This window comes from Brevibacillus sp. MS2.2, assembly GCF_013284345.1.
Classification (GTDB): domain Bacteria; phylum Bacillota; class Bacilli; order Brevibacillales; family Brevibacillaceae; genus Brevibacillus; species Brevibacillus brevis_C.
The window spans coordinates 79,812-102,896 of the sequence record NZ_JABSUZ010000013.1 but is presented as its reverse complement, the minus strand read 5'-3'; the positions used below and the strand labels follow the sequence as shown (position 1 = coordinate 102,896).

Below are 23,085 nucleotides of genomic sequence, written 5' to 3'. Positions count from 1 at the left end.
TTCCTCCTCTCTTATTTCTTGTCAGACGTATAGTCACGTTTACGTGGTGCGATCAGGGATACGTCGATGTCTTCATAGTAGATTTCAGGCGCAGTCGTTTCAGCATTGTACTTCGCCATTGTCGTCTTCATGAAGTTCTCGTCATCACGCTCAGGGAAGTCAGGCTTGTAGTGAGCACCGCGGCTCTCGTCGCGCTTGAGCGCACCGATCGTAATCGCGCGGGACAGTACGAGCATGTTCCAGAGATGACGGGTAAACGCCGCACCAGAGTTGCTCCATTTATTTGTATCGTTGATGTTGATTTTCTTGTAGCGTTCCATCAGTTCAACGATCTTATCATCCGTTTTTTGCAGACGGTCGTTGTAACGTACTACCGTTACGTTGTCAGTCATCCACTCACCCAGTTCCTTGTGGATCAGGTAAGCATTTTCTGTTCCGTCCATTTTCAGGATGCTGTCGTATTTCGCTTGCTCTTGGCTAGTAAAGCCATCGAAGAGCGTGGAAGACAGATCATCAGAGGAATTTTTCAAGCCTTTGATGTACTCGATCGCTTTTGGACCTGCAACCATACCGCCATAGATCGCGGACAGGAGGGAGTTCGCACCCAAACGGTTAGCACCGTGCTGAGAGTAATCGCACTCACCTGCTGCAAACAGACCAGGGATATTGGTCATTTGGTTGTAGTCTACCCACATACCGCCCATGGAGTAGTGAACCGCAGGGAAAATCTTCATTGGAACTTTACGTGGGTCATCCCCAACGAATTTTTCGTAAATCTCGATAATACCGCCCAATTTTACATCCAGTTCTTTTGGATCTTTGTGGGACAGGTCGAGGTATACCATGTTTTCGCCGTTGATACCCAGCTTCATATCTACGCAAACGGAGAAGATTTCGCGAGTCGCGATGTCACGCGGTACCAGGTTTCCGTATGCAGGGTATTTATCTTCCAGGAAGTACCAAGGTTTACCGTCTCTGTACGTCCATACACGGCCACCCTCACCGCGAGCAGACTCGGACATCAGACGCAGCTTGTCGTCGCCAGGGATTGCAGTTGGGTGAATTTGGATCATCTCACCATTGGAGTAGATAACCCCTTGTTGATACGCCGCAGACGCTGCTGTACCTGTATTGATAATCGAGTTCGTCGATTTACCGAAGATGATACCAGGTCCGCCTGTTGCCAAAATAACGGCATCCGCACGGAAGGATTGAATTTCACCGGAACGCATGTTTTGTGCAGTAATCCCGCGACAGGTTCCTGTATCGTCCAAAACGGCTCCGAGGAAATCCCAATATTCGTACTTGGTTACCAGACCTTCAGCTTCATAACGGCGTACTTGTTCGTCCAATGCGTACAAGAGCTGTTGTCCAGTTGTCGCACCCGCAAAAGCGGTACGGTGATGTTTGGTTCCCCCGAAACGACGGAAGTCCAACAAACCTTCTGGCGTACGGTTAAACATAACGCCCATACGGTCCAACATATAGATGATGCCAGGTGCTGCATCGCACATTGCTTTAACCGGCGGTTGGTTTGCCAAGAAGTCTCCGCCATATACTGTATCGTCGAAGTGCTCCCATGTGGAGTCGCCTTCCCCTTTGGTATTTACCGCTCCGTTAATACCGCCCTGCGCACAGACAGAGTGGGAACGTTTTACCGGAACCAGGGAGAACAGCTGAACAGGAACGCCTTTTTCTGCTGCTTTGATGGTAGCCATCAAGCCGGCCAAACCCCCACCGACAATGATCAGTTTACCTTTTGCCATGAGTTTTGTCCCCCTATCCCTACAAAATGAAAGCCGACATCGCACGCAAGCCGATGAAGGTTACAACTACGAATACGCCCAAAGTCACGAATGTTGCAATACGTTGGGAACGCGGCCCAACTGTAATTCCCCAGTGAACAAGGAACGACCACAGTCCGTTGGAGAAGTGGAAAGTCGTGCTAATAATCCCGATTGTGTAGAATACGATCATTGCAGGACTGCTCAAAATGTTTGCCATCATGTCATAATCCACGTGTGCACCCAGTGCTTTTTGGATACGGGTTTCCCAAACATGCCAAACAATAAAAATGAGGGTAATGACTCCTGTAACGCGTTGCCACAAGAACATTTGGTTTCGGAAGTAACCGAAGTTCCCTACGTTATGCTTCGCTTGGAACGCAATGTAGAGACCGTAAACTGCGTGAAACAGGATCGGGAGGTAGATCAAGGCAAATTCAAGTACTAACAGAAATGGAAGGCTTTCAATGAAGCCTACTGCCTGGTTGAAAGCTTCAGGCCCACGAGTCGCTTGATAGTTGGCGGTCAAGTGGAACACGAGGAAGAGCCCGATCGGAAACAAACCAAGAAGTGAGTGTAGCTTGTGACTGAGAAAGCTATGGCCTTTCGCCATACAATGGTCCCCCTTTCAATGTATGTAACTCTCAATTCTGTGAAAAACGTCAAGCATCACCGCAAGCGGTCCAAAACGGTTTTCGGCCGTTTTGATAGACCTTTCCCCAATATCCTAACCCATTGCCTCACCCATTAGACATAGCAAAACCTCCACGATCATTTTATGAAGAGCATCTTGACGCTGTTCACAAAAAGACTGCGTTCGCTAGATCATATGAATTTGTCGGAATGTGTCAAAATTCGAGAAAAAGTTGGGCAAAACTTTGACCAAATCCAATTGTACTCTTGTCGACACAGAGCGTCAAGACAATCAATGTACTAAATACATTGATAGAATAACTTTGTTTAGTCCAGCTATTTTTTCTATTACGATGTCATGAATGTGAGCCCATCCTCATAATCTAGTACAGACAGGAGGGAAGCACATATGAAAGAGAAGGATCAGCTAGCAGCACTGTTGCCACCGGAGACCATTCCCTATGCGGAAAGAATGAATATGCCCTATCTTGGCTATCATCTTCTACGTGAAACGCTGACCAGCACCCTGTTAGGTGATAGTGAAAACCATATCCTCTATTGGATTGGAAAAAACATGGGCCGCCAAATCCCCATTCAATCAGCAACTGGCCCGATTATGCCTTTTATTCGACTCGGATTAGGCCAGCTAGACGTCGTGGAGGAGACCCGGCAAACTATCGTCTATTCGCTCACTCATTCTATTTTTAGCTACCAGTCTATAGAGAGACTGGCATGCAGTCTTTCTTTTGAGGCTGGAATCATCGCTGGTATGATTGAGCAGTGGAAAGAAAGAGAAGCGTTCAGCAAAATCGAGTTGGAAAGCCCTTCAGACATACGTATATCTGTACAAGTGGCGTCATGAAGAAAATGCCCCCTCTACCTATAACAAAGGGAGAGGGAGCATCCATATTTTATACTCCGTGCACAACCGCGGTTTCCTCGACATCCAGACCATATGCCGAATGAAGACTGCGAACAGCCAGCTCCGTCAAGGCTGCTGGAATGACGCAAGAAACCTTGATATCAGACGTAGATACCATTTTAATAGAAATTTCTTTTTCTGCCAGGACGCGGAACATTTCAGCAGCTACCCCTGGATTGTTGATCATACCCGAGCCAACAATTGATACCTTGGTCAAGCCTTCCTCGAAATCGACTTTTTCAAAGCCAAGCTCGTTTTTGTTTCTGTCCAGCGTATCCAGTGCTTTTTTCAGGTCATCCGCTGCAACGGTAAAAGAAATGTTCGTAACAGACGCATCATAGGAGCTTTGGATAATGATATCGACGTTCACCTGATTGTCCGCCAGCGTATTGAACAGACGGGAAAGCGTCCCGACCTTGGCAGGCATGCCGACAACCGTGATTTTGGCTACATCTTCATCGTGTGCAACTCCACTTACTACTCTTCCTGTTTCCATGTTGGCAACCTCCTCAACGTACGTACCATCTTCGGCAGTAAAGCTGGAGCGGACGACCAGCCTTACCTTGTATTTTTTCGCAGCCTCTACTGACCTTGGATGAAGAACCCCTGCACCGAGGTTCGCCAGCTCCAGCATCTCATCATACGAGATCGTATCCAGCTTGCTCGCTGCTGGAACCATTCGCGGATCAGCTGTATACACCCCGGACACGTCCGTAAAGATTTCGCATTTCTCAGCGTTCAAGCTCGCTGCAAGTGTAACCGCAGATGTATCCGATCCACCGCGGCCGAGCGTCGTAATTTCACCTTCGTCACTGATCCCTTGGAATCCTGCCACGATCACCACACGACCACGGCCGAGCTCGGATTGAATCCGCTCTGGATCAATCTGCTTGATCCGTGCTCTTCCGTGAATCGCCTCCGTAGTGATTCCAGCTTGCCAGCCCGTAAGAGAAATGGCGTCGTAGCCTTTTGTATGCAAAGCCATCGACAAAAGCGCGATCGATACCTGCTCCCCCGTGGTCAGCAGCATATCCATTTCACGCTCGGATGGGTATGCGCTAATCTGCTTGGCCATGTCTACCAACACATCAGTAGATTTCCCCATTGCAGAAACAACGACTACCACATCATGTCCTTCCTCTTTGTAGCTGATAATTCGATCCGCAACTCGTAAAATTCGCTCAATGGTACCTACAGAGGTGCCTCCGTATTTCTGCACGATCAACCCCATGCGGCTTCTCTCCCTTTTTCTCATATCCAATTTGGTATTTATCTCGTATTGTATGGTTTTTCACTATTCTCTCTATAAGGAAAAGTCTTGCATTTTTATTTTACAAAAAAGGCACCGACAAGGAATAAGACCTGCCGCTGCCTATTGTTTCGACATACCGGTTCCTCCCTCCCAATACACGCGGACAACGAAGATTGACAGTAAGCACCATCAAAACTCACATTGACACACCGTGAGATAGCTCTCCATCTGACAATTGGTCATTGTGCAGATGACAGTCCTGCATTTGTTCAACGCAGACCCAGCATGGAGAAAAGCGGGTTTCCCTCCACACTTCGGCGAATTCCCCTTTCCCGTCCCCTTCACAGATACCCGATCTCAGGGTGGTACTCTTGGTTTTCGCGCCTCTACCTCACTCCATAATGGAAGTGAGGCTAACTATTCTGTTTGAATCGGATTATATCATGAGTCTAAAAATGGATCAATTCCTTTTTAGAGGTTATTCCAAAAGTTACATTTGCTATGTGTCCAGCTTACGCAGATGCCCGATGATTTCTTTTGCCAGCTTGTCGCCGATCCCTAGTTGGCGGAAGTCTTCAACGGTCGCCTCACGCATTTTTTTCAACGAGCCAAAATGAGAGAACAACAGCTTGCGTCGTTTCTCACCGATACCCGGAATTTCATCCAACTGCGAGGAAAGCATCGTTTTCGTCCGGGATTGTCTGTGGAACGTAATAACAAAACGGTGGACTTCATCTTGGATGCGCTGCAACAAATAAAACTCATAGCTATCACGTCTAAGATTCACAGGCTCTGGCGGATCTCCGTACATGAGCTGAGCAGTGCGGTGCTTCTCATCCTTCGCGAGTCCACAGACGGGAATATAGAGACCCAGCTCGTTTTCCAGCACGTCCATAGCCGCGCTGATTTGGCCCTTTCCACCATCAATCACAATCAGATCGGGCATAGGCTGGTTTTCTTTCAACAGGCGAGAGTATCGACGGCGAACGACTTCGCGCATGGAGCCGTAATCATCTGGTCCCTCGACGGTTTTGATCTTGAATTTGCGGTATTCCTTTTTGTCAGGACGCCCGTCTGTAAACACAATCATCGCAGACACAGGCTCTGTTCCCTGAATGTTGGAGTTGTCAAACGCTTCAATTCGATGAGGAACCGGAATCCCTAAAATGTGACCGAGATTGTGTACCGCTTGGACTGTACGAGCATCGTCCTTGGACATCAGCGCGAACTTCTCCTGCAAAGCAATACGGGCGTTCTCCGAAGCCATCTTCACGAGCTCATGCTTTTTGCCTCTTTTCGGAGCATGGACTTTGATGCCCAGCCACTCACTCAAAAGCTCCGGTTCACTCTCTTGCGGGAGCAAAATTTCTTTTGGCAGTGCATTTTGCTTGTCGTAGTAGAACTGGCTCACATAAGACATGAAGTCTTCAGTTTCGCTTCCATAGTATGGAAAGGAGGTCGTCTGACGCTCGATCATCTTCCCTTTTCGCATATAGAACACCTGAATGCACATCCAGCCTTTTTCCACAGCAAACCCGATAATGTCGCGGTCTACCGTATCGGTGAACGTGATCTTCTGCTTCTCCATCACCGCTTCGATGCTCTTGATCTGATCGCGATATTCCTTGGCGCGTTCGAACTCCATGTTTTCTGCGGCTTGCAGCATTTTTTCCGTGAGGGTTTGCTTCATTTCCTCATGGCCACCATCGAGGAATCGGCTGATTTCATCCACCAAACGCTGATTTTCCTCTGCCGATACCTCGTACACACAGGGCGCTAGACATTGTCCCAAATGGTAGTAAAGACAAACCTGCTTGGGCATATTGCGGCATTTGCGCAACGGATAGAGGCGATCAAGCAGCTTCTTCACCTCGGAGGCATCTCCAGCATTCGGATACGGACCGAAATACTTGGCTTTATCTTTTAGTACCTTACGGGTAATCTCCAGGCGTGGCTGCGCCTCATTCGTAATTTTGATGTACGGATACGTCTTGTCGTCGCGGAGCATGACATTGTAACGAGGGTCATGCTCCTTGATCAGGTTGCACTCGAGGATGAGCGCCTCAATTGCTGAGGATACCACAATGTACTCAAAGTCCACGATCTCACTGACCAACAGCTGCGTCTTTCCGTTATGACTGCCTGTAAAATAAGAGCGGACGCGGTTTTTCAGCACCTTGGCTTTTCCTACGTAAATGATTTCCCCGCTCGCATTTTTCATCAGGTAGCAGCCTGGCTTATCTGGCAGGACGGCCAGCTTGTCTTTTAAGGAGCTGTTCATGGCTGCCCCCTCCTCTTTGCTCTATATCTGCCTTGCATCTATTTGTTCTTGTGGAATGGCTTTTCCAATACATACAGTTCATCTTCTAAGGAACTCATCCGTTCCACCAGCAGCTTGCGGCTGTCTTGTACCCCTTGATTGTAATAGAAGGGGCCGAGTTCTTTCGAAAAAAAGGCAATCAACTCTTCCGTCTCCCAATTGCCGAGTGTCTCCGACCGTTCTTCTTTAAAATAGCGCTGTACTTGATGAACAAGATATTCCATTTGCTCTCTCGTCAATTTGGTTGGCATCGTATCCGGCTTCCTTCCCTTTTTCGCATCATAAGAGAATATACGTTCTATCCTTCATAGTACCATGGAATCCATACGAAAAAAACTGCCGCCTCATTCCATGGCGACAGTTTTTTATAGGCAGACTAGTGCTTGCGACCGCCCAAATATGCTTCTTTTACACGCTCGTCGTTTAACAACGCTACTCCTGTGCCATCCAATACAATTTGCCCTGCCTCCAGTACATACCCGTAATCAGCAATTTTGAGGGCCTGTTTGACATTTTGCTCTACGATGAGGACGGTTGTACCTTCCGCATTGATTTCTTTGATCACCTTGAAAATGTCCGCCACCACGATGGGAGCCAAGCCCATCGACGGCTCGTCCAAAAGCAACAGCTTCGGTCGAGACATCAATGCGCGGGCAATGGCTAGCATTTGCTGCTGACCGCCAGACATCGTCCCCCCCAATTGAGAAAGCCGTTCCTTGAGGATAGGGAACCAGGCCATCATCTTTTCCATGTCGTCCTTGATGCCTTGTGCATCGTTGCGCTGGAATGCACCCATCTCCAGGTTTTCCAGCACGGTCATCTTCCCGAGGATCGCACGTCCTTCTGGTACCAAAGCCAGTCCAGCTTTTACGATCTGATGTGGTCTCGAACCCTCTATACGTTTACCGCAAAACGTAATCGTCCCTGCTTCAGGCTTCAGTTGACCTGCGATCGTACGCATGGTTGTAGTTTTGCCCGCTCCATTCGCCCCGATCAGCGAAACGATTTTGCCCTCAGGGACTTCCAGCGTGATCCCGCGAATCGCTTTGATTTGACCGTAGGAGGTCGTCAAGTTTTGTATGTTCAGCATCTTATTCGTCCTCCTTGCCGAGGTAGGCTTCAATCACATCTGGATTGTTTTGTACCTCTGCCGGGGTTCCGTCGGCAATTTTGACCCCAAAGTTGATACATACGACCTTTTCACACAGGTTCATGACCAATCCCATATCGTGTTCGACCAATAGGACAGTCGTCCCGTCATCGCGAATTTTTTTGACCAGCTCCATGAGTGCTTTCGTCTCAGTCTCGATCATTCCGGCAGCAGGCTCATCCAAAAGTAAGAGCTTTGGCTCAGTAGCCAGTGCCCGTGCAATCTCCAGACGCCGTTGTTGACCGTAAGCCAATGTATCCGAGCGCACATCAGCAATGTCAGACAAGCCTACGAATTCGAGAAGCTCCTCTGCTTTTTTGGTAACCGCCTTTTCTTCCGCACGTTGTCCCGGTGTTTTCAAAAGGGAAGCCCAGAAGCCTGCCTTCATGCGCGAATGACATCCTACCTTCACGTTGTCCAACGCACTCATGTGACCGAAGAGGCGAATATTTTGGAACGTCCTCGCAATCCCCATTTCAGTAATTTTGTTCGGTGCTATTCCATTTAACTTTTGTCCGGCAAAAGAAAAAGTCCCCGTCGTTGGTTCGAATATGCCCGTTGCCATATTGAAAATCGTCGTTTTCCCCGCACCATTCGGACCAATCAAGCCGACAATTTCTCCCTCTCCGACAGTAAAAGAAACGTCACGAAGAGCGGTGATGCCGCCAAAGCTTTTTCCTACGTTCGCAAGTTCCAGCAACATCCTATACGCCCCCCTTCGCTTCCTTATCCGATGACTTGCCCCGACGACGCTTGAACAGCTTTTGGAACGTGTCGGCACCGATCAAGCCATGCGGACGGAACGCCATTACTCCGACCATGATCAAGCCGTACATGAGCATTTTGTACTCGGCCAAACCACGCAGCACCTCCGGCAATGCCGTAAGAACCAAGGCACCAAACAGCGGCCCCCATACGACTTCGCTGCCGCCGATCACGGCATAAGACAGTATCTCTACGACTTTATGATAGTTAAAATCATCTGGCGTAATGGTCGTCGTAATGTGAGCGAACAATCCTCCACAGACCCCTGCCAAAATTGAACCGATCACAAAAGCAAGCATTTTGTAATAGTTGACTTGCAATCCCATCGCTCGTGCCGCCGTTTCATCTGCTTTGATCGCTTCAAAAGCACGCCCCAGACGCGAACGGTTCAGACGCAGCGTCAGGAAAAGCACGAAGGCAAACAGGAGCAGCATAAACACAAAGGTCGATAATGACTTCATTTGCATAACCGAAATGCCAAGGGCTTGCGCTTTTAACCCCATTGCTTTTTCAAAATCGTACAAGTAATTGCCTATCGATTGAAGTCCGGTCAATCCGAGGGCGCCATTTGTAATCTCCATATTGAGAAAAATAACGCGGATCACTTCACCAAAGCCAAGCGTAGCAATTGCCAGGTACAAGCCGTGGAGCTTCAATGTCGGAGCACCGATCAAAAGGGCAATCAGCCCAGCCGCCAGTCCTCCGATTATGATGGCGATAAACAGAGGCATGTCCGCTTGCTTCGTCAAAATACTCGCCGTAAAAGCACCAATGCTCATAAAGCCCGCATGCCCCAAGGAAAGCTGGCCCGTCGAGAGCGTAATGTAAATACTGATCGCCAAAATACTGTTTAACAGGATAAAAGTAAATACCTGTAAGTTATATGGATTGAGAATGTCCAATGTCTGCACCTCCCTTACGCTTTGCGTCCAAATAGTCCTTCCGGCTTCAAGAGTAAAATGAGAATGATCAAGCCAAAAGCAACCGCATCCCGATACGACGAGTCTCCGTACGCGACGGTAAACACCTCGATAATCCCAAGCAATACGCCACACACCATGGCCCCGGGAATGCTGCCTACCCCGCCTAAAATCAAAACGGCCAAACCTTTGAAGCCAAGGGTCATCCCCATCGTTGGAATGAGAGCAGAGTACGCCATCCCGATCAAAATGCCTGCGACACCTCCCAGTGCCGAAGCAAGCATGACGGTCACGACAATGACCATATTCGTGTTAATCCCCAAAATATTTGCTGTATCCGTATTTTCAGCCGTCGCGCGAATGGCTTTTCCCATTTTCGTTTTTTGAATCCAGAAATGCAGGACGAACATTAGCAACACAGAAATCCCCAAAATAACGAGATCGACGCTGCGAATTTGAATGAGCCCCAAGTCAAAAGTGGTATCCCCGAAAGACTGCGGGAACGCACGGGAGTCAGCACCGAAAAACTTGTGCATGGCTTCCTCCATCAAAATGGCAAATCCAATCGTACTGATCAGCGATGCCAGATGGGGTACATTTTTTTTACGAAGTGGGCGAAGCGCCGTATACTCCAGCACAAGACCCAAAATGGCCGAAATCACGACCGCCACGATCAGCGCTACCCCTAATGGCATATTCAGGCTGGTCATCAATACCAAGCCAACCAGTGATCCAAAAATAAAAATTTGGCCGTGTGCCATATTAATGATTCCCAGGACACCAAAAATGAGCGTATAGCCCAATGCGATTAATGAATAAGTGCTACCAACTGTCAAACCGTTGACTAATTGCTGCCAAAACAAATGCCTCACCTCACTGTTAAGTGGTTCATAGCCACCGATGATTGCGTTATTCTCGCTGGATCAGCAAGCGAAGAGCATTCTGGTACTTTCTGATCCAGCGAGATAACGGATAGAAAAAGAAGCCCGGAGCGACCCCGGGCACGATGCTATTCAAACGGGACGAATTTGCCTTCTTTTGCGACAACGACAACCGCATCACCAATCGGATTGCGTTTCTCGTCAAAAGACAGTTTGCCGGATACACCTGTGAAGTCTTTTAGCTGAGCCAATTGTCCGCGCAACTCTTCGCGATCTGCTTTTCCAGCGGCAAGCAGTGACTGCGACATGATATACAGCGAGTCGTATGCTTGGGCAGCGAACTGGTCAGGCTTTTTGTTGTATTTGGCTTCGAATGCTTTTACGAAGGCTTGTACTTTATCATCTTTCTTTTCAGGGCTGAATGGAGTCGCAACGATCAAGCCCTCAGCAGCTGGACCAGCAATTTCGAAAACCTTCGGATTATTGAAGCCATTCCCACCAAGAATGGTCCCTGTAAAGCCCAGCTCACGTGCTTTTTTCACAACCATGGAGCCTTCTTTGTACAAAGCGGACACAAGCAAAGCGTCTGGGTTTGTTTGCTTCAACTTTGTCAATTGTGCCGAGAAATCCACATCGCCATTTGCGAAAGTCGCTTCGCCGGTAATCTCCAAGCCCAGCTTTTCAGCGGTTGCTTTCATGACCTTGTAGCCATTCACGGAGAAGTCATCGTTGGATGCATGGATGAGTGCTACTTTTTTCAAGCCATTTTTCTCCACGGCTGCTTTCATCGCTGTCGGGATCGCAATGGATTCAGGCAAAGAATTGCGGAACACGTACTCCCCGATATCATTGATTCCTTCTGACGTGTTGGAGATACCAAAAATCGGGGTTTCCGCCTCGTTTGCCACTGGTCCTGCTGCAAACATTTCACCGGAAAGTGTCGGTCCGATGATCGCCACGACATTATCCTGATTAATCAGTTTATTTACCGCATTAATCGCGCCTTCTTTTTCTCCGGCGGAGTCTTCAAACTTCAGTTCGATCTTGAGCTTCCCTTTGTTCGCTTCATTCAGCTCGCCCAGCGCCAGCTCCAATCCTGCTTTTTGCGCTTCTCCATAAGCTGCGCCAGATCCAGAGAGGAAACCAACGACACCGATTTTTGCTTGAATCTCTTGTCCTTCGGTGCTAGCTGCTTGTCCAGAGCCACCTTCTCCTGTTGCAGGAGCACTTGTATTTCCTCCGCTTGAACATCCGACCATCAATACCGCCCCTAGCGAGATTGCCGCCAGCGAGCGCATCAAATGAAATCCCTTCATTAGAAAAGCCCCCTTTATTTTCGAAATAAATTGAATATATGAAGTTTAATCAAAGTATTCTAAAAACGCAATTATTTTCGTTCAAGTAAACTTAATTTTTTGACAAACGATCGCTCAGAATTCCATTTCCACTTCATGAAAAAAAGCGGCACATTACATGCCGCTTTACTCATTGCATTGCTCTTACAGATGTTTGCCTACAGTTGCCATGAGCGCTTCTTTTGGTTGGAAGCCGATCACTTTGTCAACTGGTTGACCGTCTTTAAATACGATCAGGGTTGGGATGGACATTACACCAAAACGACCAGCAGAATCTGGGTTGTCATCCACGTTTACTTTGACGATTTTGAGCTGGGAGCCCACTTCACCGTCGATTTGCTCCAGTACAGGAGCGATCATTTTGCAAGGGCCGCACCATGGAGCCCAGAAGTCAACCAGGACTGTACCGCCTTGCTCTACTTCCTGGGAAAAGTTTTGGTCGGTAGCATTTACAATTGCCATAGAAGTTACCTCCTTGAATTTCAATTACTAAATAAAGGTTCCTAACGGTTATCAGTATATCATTCAAACACCAAATTGACTACGCCGCTCCACACTTTGCCCTGCACTTCTCGTTATAGTCTGTCCAGTCTGGCCGCACCTTATTGCCCGACTTGCTTTAGCCGGTTAATCTCCCGTTCATGGTCACTTACTTTCCGATGCAGCAGATCAAGGTCTGCATCGATATGTTTATTTTGGCGTTCCAACCTGTCTAATCGTCGCGTAGCGTCATCGCGGAATTCGTACATTTCATCCCGAAACACGTACATCTCATCTCGAAACACGTACATCTCATCTCGAAAATCATACATTTCTTTCTTAAACTCGCGTAGCTCCTCCTGCGTATCTTTAACCAATCGGTTATTCTCTGCCACCATGTGTATCAGTTGTTGCAAAAGCTGTTCGCTCATCCCGATCACCTCTCCTTACTGCCTATTATACCAAGCATGGAAAGCATAAAGTAAGCCTTATGGACAAAAAAAGCGCCCCCAAAAGGAGCGCCTTGTACCGTCTTTCTGTTATACCAACACTTTTTTAAACTCAGCCGTCAGCAATGGCAGTACTTCGAACAGGTCGCCTACGATACCGTAATCAGCCACTTGGAAGATTGGCGCTTCCGGATCTTTGTTAATGGCAACAATGACCTTCGAGCTGGACATACCAGCCAAGTGCTGGATCGCTCCCGAAATCCCGCATGCGATATAAAGATCAGGTGTTACAACCTTACCTGTCTGTCCGATCTGCATGGAGTAGTCGCAATAGTCTGCGTCGCAAGCGCCACGAGATGCACCAACAGCCGCACCGAGCACTTCCGCCAGATCGTACAACGGCTGGAAGCCTTCTGCACTCTTCACGCCACGTCCACCGGAAATCACGACTTTTGCTTCGGAAAGGTCTACTTTGCCGCTTGTTTTTCTTACAACATCTTTTACGATCGTGCGCAAATCCTTGATTTCCAATTCAACTGGAACCACCACTGCCGTTTTCGAAGAGTCAGCAGCGCCGATGGCAATGTTGTTTGGACGAATCGTAATAAATGTTGTTCCATCAACGAATTTGCGTGATTGCGTTGCTTTTCCTGCATAGATCGGGCGAACAAAAACTGGGCCAGCTTCTACACTTGTTACGTCCGAAACTAGACCGTAACCAAGTCTCGCTGCTACGCGAGGTGCGATATCACGACCGATCGCGGTGTGCCCCAAAACTACTGCATCAGGAGAAGCCAGCTCAATCAACTGCGTGAGTGCCTGTACATACGCATCTGGCGTGTACTGTGCCAACGCTGTATGATCAGCCGTATACACCGTGCTCGCACCGTGATGACCCAATGTCACTGCATGCGTTGCTGCATCTGCTCCGAATACACCTGCTACAATTTCGCCGCCCTCAGCCAATGCTTGTGCTGCAGTCAATGCTTCCAGCGACACGTTGCGAAGTTGTCCGTCACGTACTTCTGCCAATACAAGTACTTTTTTCATGGATATCCTCTCCCTCTCGCTTAGATCACTTTCGCTTCATTGCGCAACAGTTGCACCAATTCCGACGTTTGAGCTGCCAATTCGCCAGAGAGAATGCGACCCGCCTGCTTTTTCGGAGGTAATGTCTGATCGACGATTTCTGTCTTTGCTTTTACTTCATCCGCAGTAATTCCCAAATCGTCTGCGCCGAGTCTATCCAATGGTTTTTTCTTCGCTTTCATGATACCTGGGAGAGAAGGATAGCGCGGCTCGTTGAGTCCTTGCTGAGCCGTAATCAAAACAGGGAGGCTCGTCTCCACGACTTCCAGGTCCCCTTCTACATCGCGCTCTACTCGTACGTTCGTCCCGTCCACCTTTAGCTTCACAGCAGTCGATACATGGTTAATTCCCAGTTCTTCTGCCAGACGAGGACCGCCTTGGCCAGCCCCGGAGTCTACAGCCATTTGTCCACCAATGATGATATCGAAGCCAACCTTTTTGGCTACGGCAGCCAATACTTTGGCGGTCGTGAATTCATCTCCGAACAGAGACTCGTCATCCACCAGAACAGCCTTGTCTGCGCCCATTGCCAAAGCAGTACGCAGTGCACTTTCAGCACGGTCTGGGCCGACGCTGATTACGGTTACTTCGCCGCCATGATCTTCCTTGAGCTTGATTGCCTCTTCTACAGCGTACTCATCGTAGGGATTAATGATGAATTCAACGCCATCTTCGGAAATTTGTCCGTTTTGGATGACGATTTTTTCTTCTGTGTCAAACGTCTGTTTCAACACAACCACGATATTCATCAGGATGCCTCCTCCTTAGTGGTACCTCATACTTGTGAAGCTATATGCTTAACTACCGATCTGCGAATTGCGGCTTGCGCTTTTCCAGAAAAGCAGTCACGCCTTCTTTTACGTCCTCCGTCGCGAAAGCATCACCAAAGAGCTTTGCTTCTTGCTCCAAGCCTTGTGACAACGACAGCTCCGTTGTGTTATGGATGGACGCTAGGGCAAACTTCAGGGTAATCGCGCTCTTACTTGCGAAAACAGCCGCCAGCTTTTGCGCTTCTGCAAGCAACTGCTCTACGGGATAAACCGCTTCCACAAGACCGATTCGCAGAGCTTCCTCGCCACCGATCATCTCAGATGTGAGAATCATTTGTGTCGCTTTGCCACGACCAACCAGACGTGGTAGACGTTGTGTACCACCGTAGCCAGGAATGAGTCCGAGATTCAGCTCAGGCAGCCCGAGCTTGGCTTCAGGTGCTGCAAAGCGGATATGGCATGCCAACGCAAGCTCCAATCCTCCGCCAAGGCAAGCGCCGTTAATTGCTGCAATGATTGGCTTCGGGAACGTTTCCAAGCGATTGAACAATGCTTGACCCTTCTTCGCCAGTTCTTCCGCATTATCCCGATTCAGTTGGGTAAATTCTTTGATGTCCGCTCCTGCAATGAAAAACCGACCTTCGCCAGTCAAAACGATCGCTTTGATCTCATCGTTATTTTCCCACTGGTCCAAAAGTTCACTCAATTGACCGAGCACTGCTTGACTGAGTGCGTTAGCAGGCGGGTTGCTAATCGTAACCGTAGCAACGCGATCAACGATTTCTACATTCCAATGCGACGCCATTCCTCTCCCCCCAAACTCTCTCCATATATAAAACAGCTACTTTTTCAATCCGAGCGATCGCTCAGTCTTGCTGTTTCCATTGTAACAAACGTTTTCATGCAAAAAAAGCTTTTCTTTTCATTCTTTTCCCTTCATACCAAGCAGGAAGAGGTTATGAATGGAATCAACATAAGAGACAAGGTCGTACTTGCACTGTTTCATCACCCAAGATGTCGTCACTTCGTCCAGCGTTCCAAAAATCATTTTGCGCGTAATCCGCACCTCGAGATCGGATCGGAATACGCCCTGTTCCATACCCTCTACGATCACTTCGTCAATGAGGTTGAAATACTGCTTCATCACGTTGCCGATTCCTTCACTAATGATCGGACTGGATTGGCGTAGCTCGATTTGCGTCACTTTTGCCAGATCATGGTCCTTGGATAGCTGGCTCAAGTGTGCATGAATGAGTACATACAGCTTTTGCTCAATGGTCGTCGCTTCCGAAATGTGTTTGCGGTTTGTCTCCACAAACTGGCCCATCTTTTCGTTAAACAGTGATATTAAAATATCATCCTTGTTTTCAAAATAGAGGTATATGGTGCCATCTGCTACCTTCGCCTCTTTCGCAATTTTCGATACCTGGGCACTGTAATAGCCCTGTCTGGCGATTACTCGAACAGCAGCATCAATAATGGCTTGATACTTTTCCCCCGTTTTCTTTGCCATAACTACCTCCATGTTTACTAACATTGATGACGAAATGAATGATCACTCATTCATAATTAGTGTAATACAGGGCCACTCCTCTGTCAATCGCAAGAGGTCAGCAAAAAAGGCCGCTTTCCGCCTGGGATCGCAAGCCTCAAAACATCCGCTACTAGCTCGTTTTGATTTCTTCCTGGGCTTCTCTTTTCTTCTTGTCTTCTTCTTGTAATTGACGACGCAATACTTTTCCGACCATGGTTTTGGGCAAATCTGTACGAATCTCGTATTGTCTCGGAATCTTATAGGCGGCAAGTCTCTGTCTGCAATGCGCTTCCAGATCTTCTTCGCTCGCGAGCTGTCCATCCTTGAATACGACGTATGCTTTGACTGTTTCGCCCCGGTACGGATCTGGGACACCGATGACTGCTGCCTCCTGGATGGCGGGATGCTCAAACAGCACTTCTTCTACTTCGCGCGGATAAATATTGAAGCCACCGGCTATTATCATGTCTTTTTTGCGATCTACGATATAAAAATAGCCGTTTTCGTCCATGTAGCCCATATCTCCCGTCAAAAACCAACCATCCTTTAATACGGCAGCGGTATCTTCTGGGCGATTCCAATAGCCGAGCATGACTTGGGGTCCTTTAACGGCCAACTCCCCGACCTCGCCTTGGGGCATCTCTTCTCCTGTTGCCGTATCCACAATTCGGCAATCCGTATCTGGCCATGGCATTCCGATGCTTCCCGTAATGCCTTTTTCCCAAATGGGATTGGAATGTGTTACGGGAGAAGCCTCCGTCATCCCATATCCTTCGACCAGTTTGCCGCCCGTCAGCTCTTCAAATTTGAGCTTGACTTCGATCGGCAACGGTGCTGATCCACTGACACATGCGTCGATGGAAGAAAGATCATGCTTCTTCAAGTCCGGGTGGTTGATGAGACCGATATACATGGTTGGTGCCCCTGGGAAAAGAGTAGGCTTGCGCTTGTCGATCATTTCAAATATTTGTTTCACGTCGAATTTGGGGACGAGAATAATTTCTGCTGCGATACAAATGCCTTTGTTCATCACGGTAGTCATCCCATACACGTGGAACAGTGGGAGCACACACAAAATCCGTTCCTTTCCCTTTTTCAGCTTGTAAAGGACCGCTTGGCACTGGATTGCATTCGCAATGAGATTGGCGTGCGTCAGCATGACGCCTTTGGCAACACCTGTTGTCCCCCCAGTATACTGGAGGAGCGCGATATCCTGGGTCGGATCGACTGGTACTTCAACAGGCTTGGTAGCGCTTTCTTTTAGGACGGAAAGAAAAGGCTCAATATCTGCGCTGTATGTAACCTGCGGATTTTGTCCTTGTTTCTTCTGCACGAACGGATATAGCCATTTTTTCAATAAGGGAAGGAAATCGCCAATGCTTGTGATGATGATTCGTTGAAGTGAGGTAGATGCACGGACTTGGGTAACACGTTTGTACAACAAATCCAGTGTGATGATGGTCTCGGCGCCTGAATCGTTCATTTGGTGAATCAATTCTCGCTCGGTATACAGCGGGTTGGTCATGACCACGATCGCGCCTGCAAAAAGCGCTCCGTAGTAGCTGATGACGGCTTGAGGAGTATTTGGCAGCATAATCGCCACGCGGTCGCCTTTCTTTACACCGCGCTTGATCAATGCATTGGCAAATTGGTATGACAACTGCAAAAGCTCTCGATACGTAATGCTTTTTCCCATGAAATAGATCGCGTTACTGTCTGGATACATAGCTGCAGACTGCTCCAGAAAATGCGTCAAAGGAACACGGGGGTAATCCAATGACGGCGCAGTTTCGGGCGGGTAATTGGCAATCCAAGGCTTGGCATTTGACATGGTCATTCCCTCCATCCCTTAAATGGCCTTGCCTCTCCCTATGATCTACATTCATAATCTCTTCCTAATGACTATTGTATTCGAAACATATTCAATTTTCCAACTAAAATCATGTACTTTCCATCTGGGGCAATACCATTCGACGAAAAAAGGACACAGCCCCTAATGACAGCCGTGTCCTTTGCCCTTATGCTTGATATGTCTTACGGTGTTACTTCCTTGATAATTTGCTGGCGTGCTCTTTCCCGCTCATCTGTTGGGACGAGATGATACCAGCCAACAATACCTTTATGCCAAATGCGTTCATCCTGCCCGACCAATGTATCAGCTTGGATGGAGTTCGGAGTTCCATCGCCATAGGACAATAACAGAGAGGCGATTTCCTGCTCGGTGAGGTCCGTTTTCACATGCTGACCCAGTATTTCCATGAGTGAAAATGCCTTGGTATACGATTGGAGCGAGGTGCCTTTGGAAGCCAATGCTGTGAGAATCTCCTGCTGTCGGTCAATCCGCATGTAATCACTGTCTTCCTTGCCTAAATCACTTTTGCGATAACGAGCGTAATCCAATGCCTGCTCACCTGATAAAGTCTGCAGCCCTGGTTGAATGTCGATGTACGTGTCGTCGCTCGGATCGCTGTACTTCATACGTTTCTTCACATCGACAGTGACACCACCCAGCTCGTCCACAATTTGACGGAAGCCATCGAAATCTACGGAGATATACCGATCAATTTTTATTTGTAAAAATTTTTCCAGCGACTCTTTCACCATCTTTGGACCACCAAAAGCCATCGCATGGTTCACTTTGTCGTATCCTTTTCCCGGGAGCTCCATGTAGCTGTCACGCGGAATCGCCAAAAGGTAGACGGATTGCTTCCCGGGATGAATCGCCGCAAGCATGATTGTATCTGAACGTGCACTTTCCCCGTCTCGACTGTCTACACCAAGAAGCAGGGCGACGAAAGGCTTCAACGGCTCTGTTCCTGTCAAAAGATTACGTGGAGGAAGGGAAACAGTTGCCTGTTTTGCACTCCCTTTGGCTCCATCAATCGGAGCATACCACTGATTTGTCATTTGCTTATATTGATAGGCACTGTAGGCAACCAGCAGCAACGCCCCGATCGCCAAGCAGGATAAGGTATGAAACGCAATCTGTTTTCCATGTCGCTTGAAAAAAGACCATATAAACATGACAAAGCCTCCCCCTTTGCTTCCATTTTTAACAGGGGAGACTTCGTTTAAACCTATGTGCGTTCGACAACCATTGCCATACCCATCCCGCCGCCAACACACAGGGCAGCCAAGCCTCGTTTCAACTGTCGTCTCTTCATTTCGTGCAGCAAGGTTACGACAATTCGGCAGCCAGTAGAACCGACAGGATGACCCAGTGCGACGCCGCTTCCGTTCACATTCGTTATTTCCCTCGGCAGCTCCAGTAGTTTTTCCACGGCGAGGTATTGCGCGGCAAAGGCTTCATTTACTTCAATCAGTTCGATGTCCGCGAGCGTCAAACCGGCTTTTGCTAATGCGCGCTTCACTGCTGGAACGGGTCCATATCCCATCAAATCGGGTTCTACTCCCGCTACTGCCCATGAGACAATTCTGCCGAGTGGTTCGATCCCGAGCTCTTTCGCTTTTCCTTCTTTCATCAAAACGGCTGCGGACGCTCCGTCGTTGAGCCCGGAGGCATTGCCTGGCGTCACTGTACCATTGTCACGGAAACTGGGTCTTAGCTTCGCGAGACTGTCCAAGGTCACTCCCCTGCGAGGGAATTCGTCTTCCGTTACGATGATTTCTTCGGTGCGCTTTTTAATTGGGACCCCGATAATCTCTTCGGCAAACAAACCGCTGTCTATGGCTCGGATCGCATTTTGCTGACTGCGCAAGGCAATCTCATCCGACTCCTCGCGCGTGATCCCATAACGATCGACCAGACGTTCTGCCGTCTCGCCCATGAGGATTTGATGGTGTGGGTCTGTTAACAATTCCCACATCGCATCAGTCATTTCCCCATGTGTCAATCGTTTGCCCCAGCGAGCATTTTTCAGGACATACGGGGCATTGCTCATGCTCTCTACGCCGCCTGCCAGGACGATTTCACTGTCGCCTAAAAGGATTTGGGAAGCGCCGCTCGCAATCGCTTGCATGCCGGATGCACATTGACGTTGAATCGTGTAGCCTGTCACTTCTTTCCCCAAGCCTGCATCCAATGCTGCCACTCGCGCTATGTTTGGCTCGTCTGTCCGCTGAATGCAATTCCCTAAAATGACTTCATCGATCTGAGAAGCTTCCAGACCAGATCGAGCCATGACACCACGAATGACGGTTTCTGCCAGCTTGCGAGCGCTTACATCTTTCAGGACGCCACCAAACGTACCGATTGGCGTACGTCCGGCAGCAGCAATGACAACCTGCTCCATTGGTTTTCCCCTCCATTGAGTACCCTATTTTCTATATTGTCTCACACGGAAGTTACAAGACGGTTCTAAGCGATGTTTTTCAATACAACGGTAACCCATTCGTCTTTTTGGCTTTCTTTCTCTACTTGGAAGCCTGCTTGTTCAAATGTGGCGATGACCGCTTCCCGATTCCATTCGACAATTCCCGAGAGAATCAAAATTCCTTCAGGAGCCATTCGCTCTGTAATCATCGGAAGCATCGCGACATTTTCATCGCCTCCGATGTTGACCAGAATGACATCAGCTTGGTCAGGCAATTGAGACTTCACAGCGTCCTTGCTCGCATCCCCAATCACGACTTGTACAGCGTGGTCTGGAAGGTGGTTATTGGTCGCATTGACGAGAACCTGATACTCGCTTTGTGGATTAATATCAACTGCCCATACAGGATGCTTCGCTCCATTCAAAGCGCAGTACAAAGAGAGAATTCCTGAGCCAGCTCCTACATCAATGACTTGCTTACCCTCCAGCTCCATGTCTTGCAAAAACAATAGAATGTCCTGCGTCGTTCCATGATAGCCGGTTCCGAAGGCTGCACCTGGATCGATCCATAGGATATGCCGTGCGGACTCCAGTGCTGCGGGGTCCGTCCATGTTGGTGCCACCCACCAGTCGCCTATCTTGACTTCCCGGAACTCCTCTTTCCACGATTCATTTTCTTCAGCTACGAGTTCTACTTCTTTAATGGTGACTTGTCCATTCCAGCGCTGAATGTAGGTCTTCAGGCGAGCTACATGCTCCTCTTCACGATCGTGCTGGGGTTCAAATAAATACCCAACAAGTGGACCTTCCGTATTTTCTGCGTAATCATATCCGTTTTCCGTTGTCAGTACTTCGATTTGCGGTTCGATCCAGCCAAGCGTGTAGGAGCTGGTCAAAACCTCTGCCACAAACAAATCCTCAATCTCAGGTTCCACTAGTAATGTGTATTTGAGCCACATGCTTTCCATGATGAAAAATGCTCCTTCCCTTTTGCTGTCATTCGCCCCTATTCTTGCGGACATCTATTCACTCATATGTGGATGGCAAGGATGATAGAGAACATGGTATGATAGTAGAATGGACTAACATAACCGCAGGGAGGCTTACCATGTTTGACGAATTTTTTTACCGTCGCCGCAAAAATAAGGGGCTTTTCATCGTCATGATTGCCCTCATCGTTCTTGGCATCGGCATGTTCGGTATGGGTTTCCTCTATATGTTCTCGTAAATCGGAACAACATCATTATACCCTACGAACCGCGCTGCACCCACTGTATCTGTCCAAACAATTAAGGCGTGAAGTTTTCTACTGTGGTTGCTTTACTTCCCCTTGTTTACTCGATTATACTTGAGAATGTATTTTTCCTGTACGTTTGATATAGAAAGAAGGTTCACTCCATGTCGCGAATTCTCATCTCCGGGTACTACGGCTTTAATAATGCCGGAGACGATGTGGTCCTGTACGGCATCATCAGCTCTCTTAAGCGGGAACAACCAAATATCTCTCTCGCCGTCTTGTCCAATCAGCCTGATCGGACTGCGGAATTGTTCGGGATTGAAGCCTATAACCGCTGGAGCTTTGGAACCATCGTCCGCGAGCTTTCGCGAAGTGACATGCTGGTGATGGGCGGCGGTACACTGATGCAGGATGTAACCAGTCCACGTAGTGTCCTCTACTATTTGGGCATCGTCACCATTGCCAAGCTTTTAGGTAAACCCGTGGTCTTTTACGCTCAAGGCTTTGGCCCTATCCTCAAATCGCTAAGTCGCACGATGATTAAACGCGTGGTGAATCACGTCAACATCATCACCGTTCGCGACTACGAATCAGGGGAGGACTTCAAAGCCTGCGGCGTAAAAAAAGCCCCTATCTATATAACAGCTGACCCTGCTCTGACGATATCCCCAGACGATATTGCAGATCAACGGGGAAAAGAGCTGCTCCATGGTATGTTTGATGATCCTTCAAAGCCCTTGGTCGCCATCTCTGTCCGGGACTGGAAACAGGAACAGCAATTCAAACAGAAGATAGCCCGGGCAGCAGATTGGTTTATCATGCGTGGATGGAATGTTCTCTTCCTGCCGATGCATGTCCCTAGTGACTTGGCACCGTCTCAGGAAATCATGGACCAGATGAGCCAACCAGGAGCACGTCTTCTCGATGCACCTGTGACTTTTCATGACATTATGTCGGTACTGAAACAATGTAACTACGTCGTCGGTATGCGGCTTCACTCGCTCATTCTTGCGTGCATGCTGCGAATCCCTTTTATCGGCATCTCCTACGATCCGAAAATCGATCGATTCGTTGAACGGGCTGGAATGCCCAATGCTGGTCATATTACTCAACTCGATGAAACTACACTTTTGACCTTGCTCGCTGAAAAACTGGACAACCTCGATCACGAAATTGATGTGGTAACGAAGCATTCCCATCTGTTAGCGATCGAAGCTTCCAAAAGCAGTGAACTTGTTCTGCAGGCGCTGCGTAAATAAGGCTGACCTGG

22 protein-coding genes and 1 riboswitch are annotated in these 23,085 nt (G+C 48.4%); of the genes, 2 read left to right on the top strand and 20 right to left on the bottom strand.

From position 1 onward, the window contains the following. Positions 1 to 11 precede the first annotated feature (11 nt). Positions 12 to 1,766, bottom strand: a complete 1,755-nt coding sequence (gene sdhA, locus HP568_RS14410) for a succinate dehydrogenase flavoprotein subunit (RefSeq protein WP_048031982.1) — start codon at positions 1,764 to 1,766, stop codon at positions 12 to 14. A 19-nt stretch (positions 1,767 to 1,785) separates the two neighbouring features. Next, on the bottom strand, positions 1,786 to 2,397 hold the full coding sequence (locus HP568_RS14405; RefSeq protein ID WP_048031981.1) for a succinate dehydrogenase cytochrome b558 subunit: 612 nt from the start codon (positions 2,395 to 2,397) through the stop codon (positions 1,786 to 1,788). Between the two features lie 429 nt (positions 2,398 to 2,826). Between HP568_RS14405 and HP568_RS14400 the strand changes: the two genes are divergently transcribed. Next, positions 2,827 to 3,279: a YslB family protein gene (locus HP568_RS14400; RefSeq protein ID WP_173629430.1), complete on the top strand. Its 453-nt coding sequence runs from the start codon at positions 2,827 to 2,829 to the stop codon at positions 3,277 to 3,279. Positions 3,280 to 3,328: 49 nt separating this feature from the next. Here the strand turns inward: HP568_RS14400 and HP568_RS14395 are convergent, their stop codons facing one another. From HP568_RS14395 to HP568_RS14310, 18 genes are all read right to left on the bottom strand, one after another. Beyond that, entirely contained in the window at positions 3,329 to 4,570 is a 1,242-nt protein-coding gene (locus tag HP568_RS14395; RefSeq protein ID WP_048031979.1) for an aspartate kinase, read from the bottom strand. Positions 4,571 to 4,800: 230 nt separating this feature from the next. Further along, positions 4,801 to 4,988, bottom strand: a riboswitch (Lysine riboswitch). A gap of 102 nt (positions 4,989 to 5,090) precedes the next feature. After that, positions 5,091 to 6,872: an excinuclease ABC subunit UvrC gene (gene uvrC / locus HP568_RS14390; RefSeq protein ID WP_048031978.1), complete on the bottom strand. Its 1,782-nt coding sequence runs from the start codon at positions 6,870 to 6,872 to the stop codon at positions 5,091 to 5,093. A gap of 38 nt (positions 6,873 to 6,910) precedes the next feature. Then, entirely contained in the window at positions 6,911 to 7,162 is a 252-nt protein-coding gene (locus tag HP568_RS14385; RefSeq protein WP_173629429.1) for a DUF2164 domain-containing protein, read from the bottom strand. A gap of 125 nt (positions 7,163 to 7,287) precedes the next feature. Continuing rightward, a complete protein-coding gene (locus tag HP568_RS14380; protein WP_173629428.1) occupies positions 7,288 to 8,001 on the bottom strand; it encodes an ABC transporter ATP-binding protein in 714 nt (237 codons plus the stop codon). A 1-nt stretch (position 8,002) separates the two neighbouring features. Further along, entirely contained in the window at positions 8,003 to 8,764 is a 762-nt protein-coding gene (locus tag HP568_RS14375; protein ID WP_048031975.1) for an ABC transporter ATP-binding protein, read from the bottom strand. A gap of 1 nt (position 8,765) precedes the next feature. Continuing rightward, the gene (locus HP568_RS14370; protein ID WP_173629427.1) at positions 8,766 to 9,737 is read right to left on the bottom strand and encodes a branched-chain amino acid ABC transporter permease; all 972 of its coding nucleotides are present in this window, start codon (positions 9,735 to 9,737) and stop codon (positions 8,766 to 8,768) included. A gap of 5 nt (positions 9,738 to 9,742) precedes the next feature. After that, positions 9,743 to 10,609 (bottom strand): branched-chain amino acid ABC transporter permease, encoded by an 867-nt coding sequence (locus HP568_RS14365; protein WP_048031973.1) that lies wholly within the window; start codon positions 10,607 to 10,609, stop codon positions 9,743 to 9,745. Between the two features lie 146 nt (positions 10,610 to 10,755). Then, positions 10,756 to 11,943, bottom strand: a complete 1,188-nt coding sequence (locus HP568_RS14360) for an ABC transporter substrate-binding protein (RefSeq protein WP_173629426.1) — start codon at positions 11,941 to 11,943, stop codon at positions 10,756 to 10,758. 183 nt (positions 11,944 to 12,126) lie between these two features. Next, entirely contained in the window at positions 12,127 to 12,444 is a 318-nt protein-coding gene (gene trxA, locus HP568_RS14355; RefSeq protein WP_007722428.1) for a thioredoxin, read from the bottom strand. A 140-nt stretch (positions 12,445 to 12,584) separates the two neighbouring features. Next, positions 12,585 to 12,893, bottom strand: a complete 309-nt coding sequence (locus tag HP568_RS14350; RefSeq protein WP_173629425.1) for a hypothetical protein — start codon at positions 12,891 to 12,893, stop codon at positions 12,585 to 12,587. Positions 12,894 to 13,001: 108 nt separating this feature from the next. After that, the gene (locus HP568_RS14345) at positions 13,002 to 13,961 is read right to left on the bottom strand and encodes an electron transfer flavoprotein subunit alpha/FixB family protein (RefSeq protein ID WP_048031970.1); all 960 of its coding nucleotides are present in this window, start codon (positions 13,959 to 13,961) and stop codon (positions 13,002 to 13,004) included. Between the two features lie 20 nt (positions 13,962 to 13,981). Next, positions 13,982 to 14,749 (bottom strand): electron transfer flavoprotein subunit beta/FixA family protein, encoded by a 768-nt coding sequence (locus HP568_RS14340; protein WP_173629424.1) that lies wholly within the window; start codon positions 14,747 to 14,749, stop codon positions 13,982 to 13,984. Positions 14,750 to 14,801: 52 nt separating this feature from the next. After that, positions 14,802 to 15,575: an enoyl-CoA hydratase gene (locus HP568_RS14335; protein WP_017251082.1), complete on the bottom strand. Its 774-nt coding sequence runs from the start codon at positions 15,573 to 15,575 to the stop codon at positions 14,802 to 14,804. A gap of 117 nt (positions 15,576 to 15,692) precedes the next feature. Further along, positions 15,693 to 16,283 carry a fatty acid metabolism transcriptional regulator FadR gene (locus HP568_RS14330; protein ID WP_048031968.1) on the bottom strand — a complete coding sequence of 197 codons (591 nt, stop codon included), beginning with the start codon at positions 16,281 to 16,283 and terminating at the stop codon, positions 15,693 to 15,695. A gap of 151 nt (positions 16,284 to 16,434) precedes the next feature. Continuing rightward, positions 16,435 to 18,135 carry an AMP-binding protein gene (locus HP568_RS14325; RefSeq protein ID WP_048031967.1) on the bottom strand — a complete coding sequence of 567 codons (1,701 nt, stop codon included), beginning with the start codon at positions 18,133 to 18,135 and terminating at the stop codon, positions 16,435 to 16,437. A gap of 203 nt (positions 18,136 to 18,338) precedes the next feature. Continuing rightward, complete coding sequence (locus HP568_RS14320) at positions 18,339 to 19,328, bottom strand: LCP family protein (protein WP_048031966.1); 990 nt, start codon at positions 19,326 to 19,328, stop codon at positions 18,339 to 18,341. A 53-nt stretch (positions 19,329 to 19,381) separates the two neighbouring features. After that, a complete protein-coding gene (locus HP568_RS14315; protein WP_173629423.1) occupies positions 19,382 to 20,557 on the bottom strand; it encodes an acetyl-CoA C-acetyltransferase in 1,176 nt (391 codons plus the stop codon). Positions 20,558 to 20,622: 65 nt separating this feature from the next. Further along, positions 20,623 to 21,546: a 50S ribosomal protein L11 methyltransferase gene (locus HP568_RS14310; RefSeq protein ID WP_173629422.1), complete on the bottom strand. Its 924-nt coding sequence runs from the start codon at positions 21,544 to 21,546 to the stop codon at positions 20,623 to 20,625. 430 nt (positions 21,547 to 21,976) lie between these two features. On the opposite strand from HP568_RS14310, the gene csaB reads away from it, so the two are divergent. Continuing rightward, positions 21,977 to 23,074 (top strand): polysaccharide pyruvyl transferase CsaB, encoded by a 1,098-nt coding sequence (gene csaB / locus HP568_RS14305; protein ID WP_048031963.1) that lies wholly within the window; start codon positions 21,977 to 21,979, stop codon positions 23,072 to 23,074. Positions 23,075 to 23,085 lie beyond the last annotated feature (11 nt).

Excerpts from the sequence above, each read along its gene's own strand:
- HP568_RS14400 (WP_173629430.1), top strand. The coding sequence starts at position 2,827 with ATGAAAGAGAAGGATCAGCTAGCAGCACTGTTGCCACCGGAGACCATT.
- HP568_RS14380 (WP_173629428.1), bottom strand. The coding sequence starts at position 8,001 with ATGCTGAACATACAAAACTTGACGACCTCCTACGGTCAAATCAAAGCG.
- HP568_RS14360 (WP_173629426.1), bottom strand. The coding sequence starts at position 11,943 with ATGAAGGGATTTCATTTGATGCGCTCGCTGGCGGCAATCTCGCTAGGG.
- sdhA (WP_048031982.1), bottom strand. The coding sequence starts at position 1,766 with ATGGCAAAAGGTAAACTGATCATTGTCGGTGGGGGTTTGGCCGGCTTG.
- HP568_RS14375 (WP_048031975.1), bottom strand. The coding sequence starts at position 8,764 with ATGTTGCTGGAACTTGCGAACGTAGGAAAAAGCTTTGGCGGCATCACC.
- HP568_RS14395 (WP_048031979.1), bottom strand. The coding sequence starts at position 4,570 with ATGGGGTTGATCGTGCAGAAATACGGAGGCACCTCTGTAGGTACCATT.
- HP568_RS14325 (WP_048031967.1), bottom strand. The coding sequence starts at position 18,135 with ATGTCAAATGCCAAGCCTTGGATTGCCAATTACCCGCCCGAAACTGCG.
- HP568_RS14340 (WP_173629424.1), bottom strand. The coding sequence starts at position 14,749 with ATGAATATCGTGGTTGTGTTGAAACAGACGTTTGACACAGAAGAAAAA.
- HP568_RS14320 (WP_048031966.1), bottom strand. The coding sequence starts at position 19,328 with ATGTTTATATGGTCTTTTTTCAAGCGACATGGAAAACAGATTGCGTTT.
- HP568_RS14315 (WP_173629423.1), bottom strand. The coding sequence starts at position 20,557 with ATGGAGCAGGTTGTCATTGCTGCTGCCGGACGTACGCCAATCGGTACG.
- HP568_RS14405 (WP_048031981.1), bottom strand. The coding sequence starts at position 2,397 with ATGGCGAAAGGCCATAGCTTTCTCAGTCACAAGCTACACTCACTTCTT.
- HP568_RS14335 (WP_017251082.1), bottom strand. The coding sequence starts at position 15,575 with ATGGCGTCGCATTGGAATGTAGAAATCGTTGATCGCGTTGCTACGGTT.
- uvrC (WP_048031978.1), bottom strand. The coding sequence starts at position 6,872 with ATGAACAGCTCCTTAAAAGACAAGCTGGCCGTCCTGCCAGATAAGCCA.
- HP568_RS14345 (WP_048031970.1), bottom strand. The coding sequence starts at position 13,961 with ATGAAAAAAGTACTTGTATTGGCAGAAGTACGTGACGGACAACTTCGC.
- HP568_RS14350 (WP_173629425.1), bottom strand. The coding sequence starts at position 12,893 with ATGAGCGAACAGCTTTTGCAACAACTGATACACATGGTGGCAGAGAAT.
- csaB (WP_048031963.1), top strand. The coding sequence starts at position 21,977 with ATGTCGCGAATTCTCATCTCCGGGTACTACGGCTTTAATAATGCCGGA.
- trxA (WP_007722428.1), bottom strand. The coding sequence starts at position 12,444 with ATGGCAATTGTAAATGCTACCGACCAAAACTTTTCCCAGGAAGTAGAG.
- HP568_RS14385 (WP_173629429.1), bottom strand. The coding sequence starts at position 7,162 with ATGCCAACCAAATTGACGAGAGAGCAAATGGAATATCTTGTTCATCAA.
- HP568_RS14310 (WP_173629422.1), bottom strand. The coding sequence starts at position 21,546 with ATGGAAAGCATGTGGCTCAAATACACATTACTAGTGGAACCTGAGATT.
- HP568_RS14330 (WP_048031968.1), bottom strand. The coding sequence starts at position 16,283 with ATGGCAAAGAAAACGGGGGAAAAGTATCAAGCCATTATTGATGCTGCT.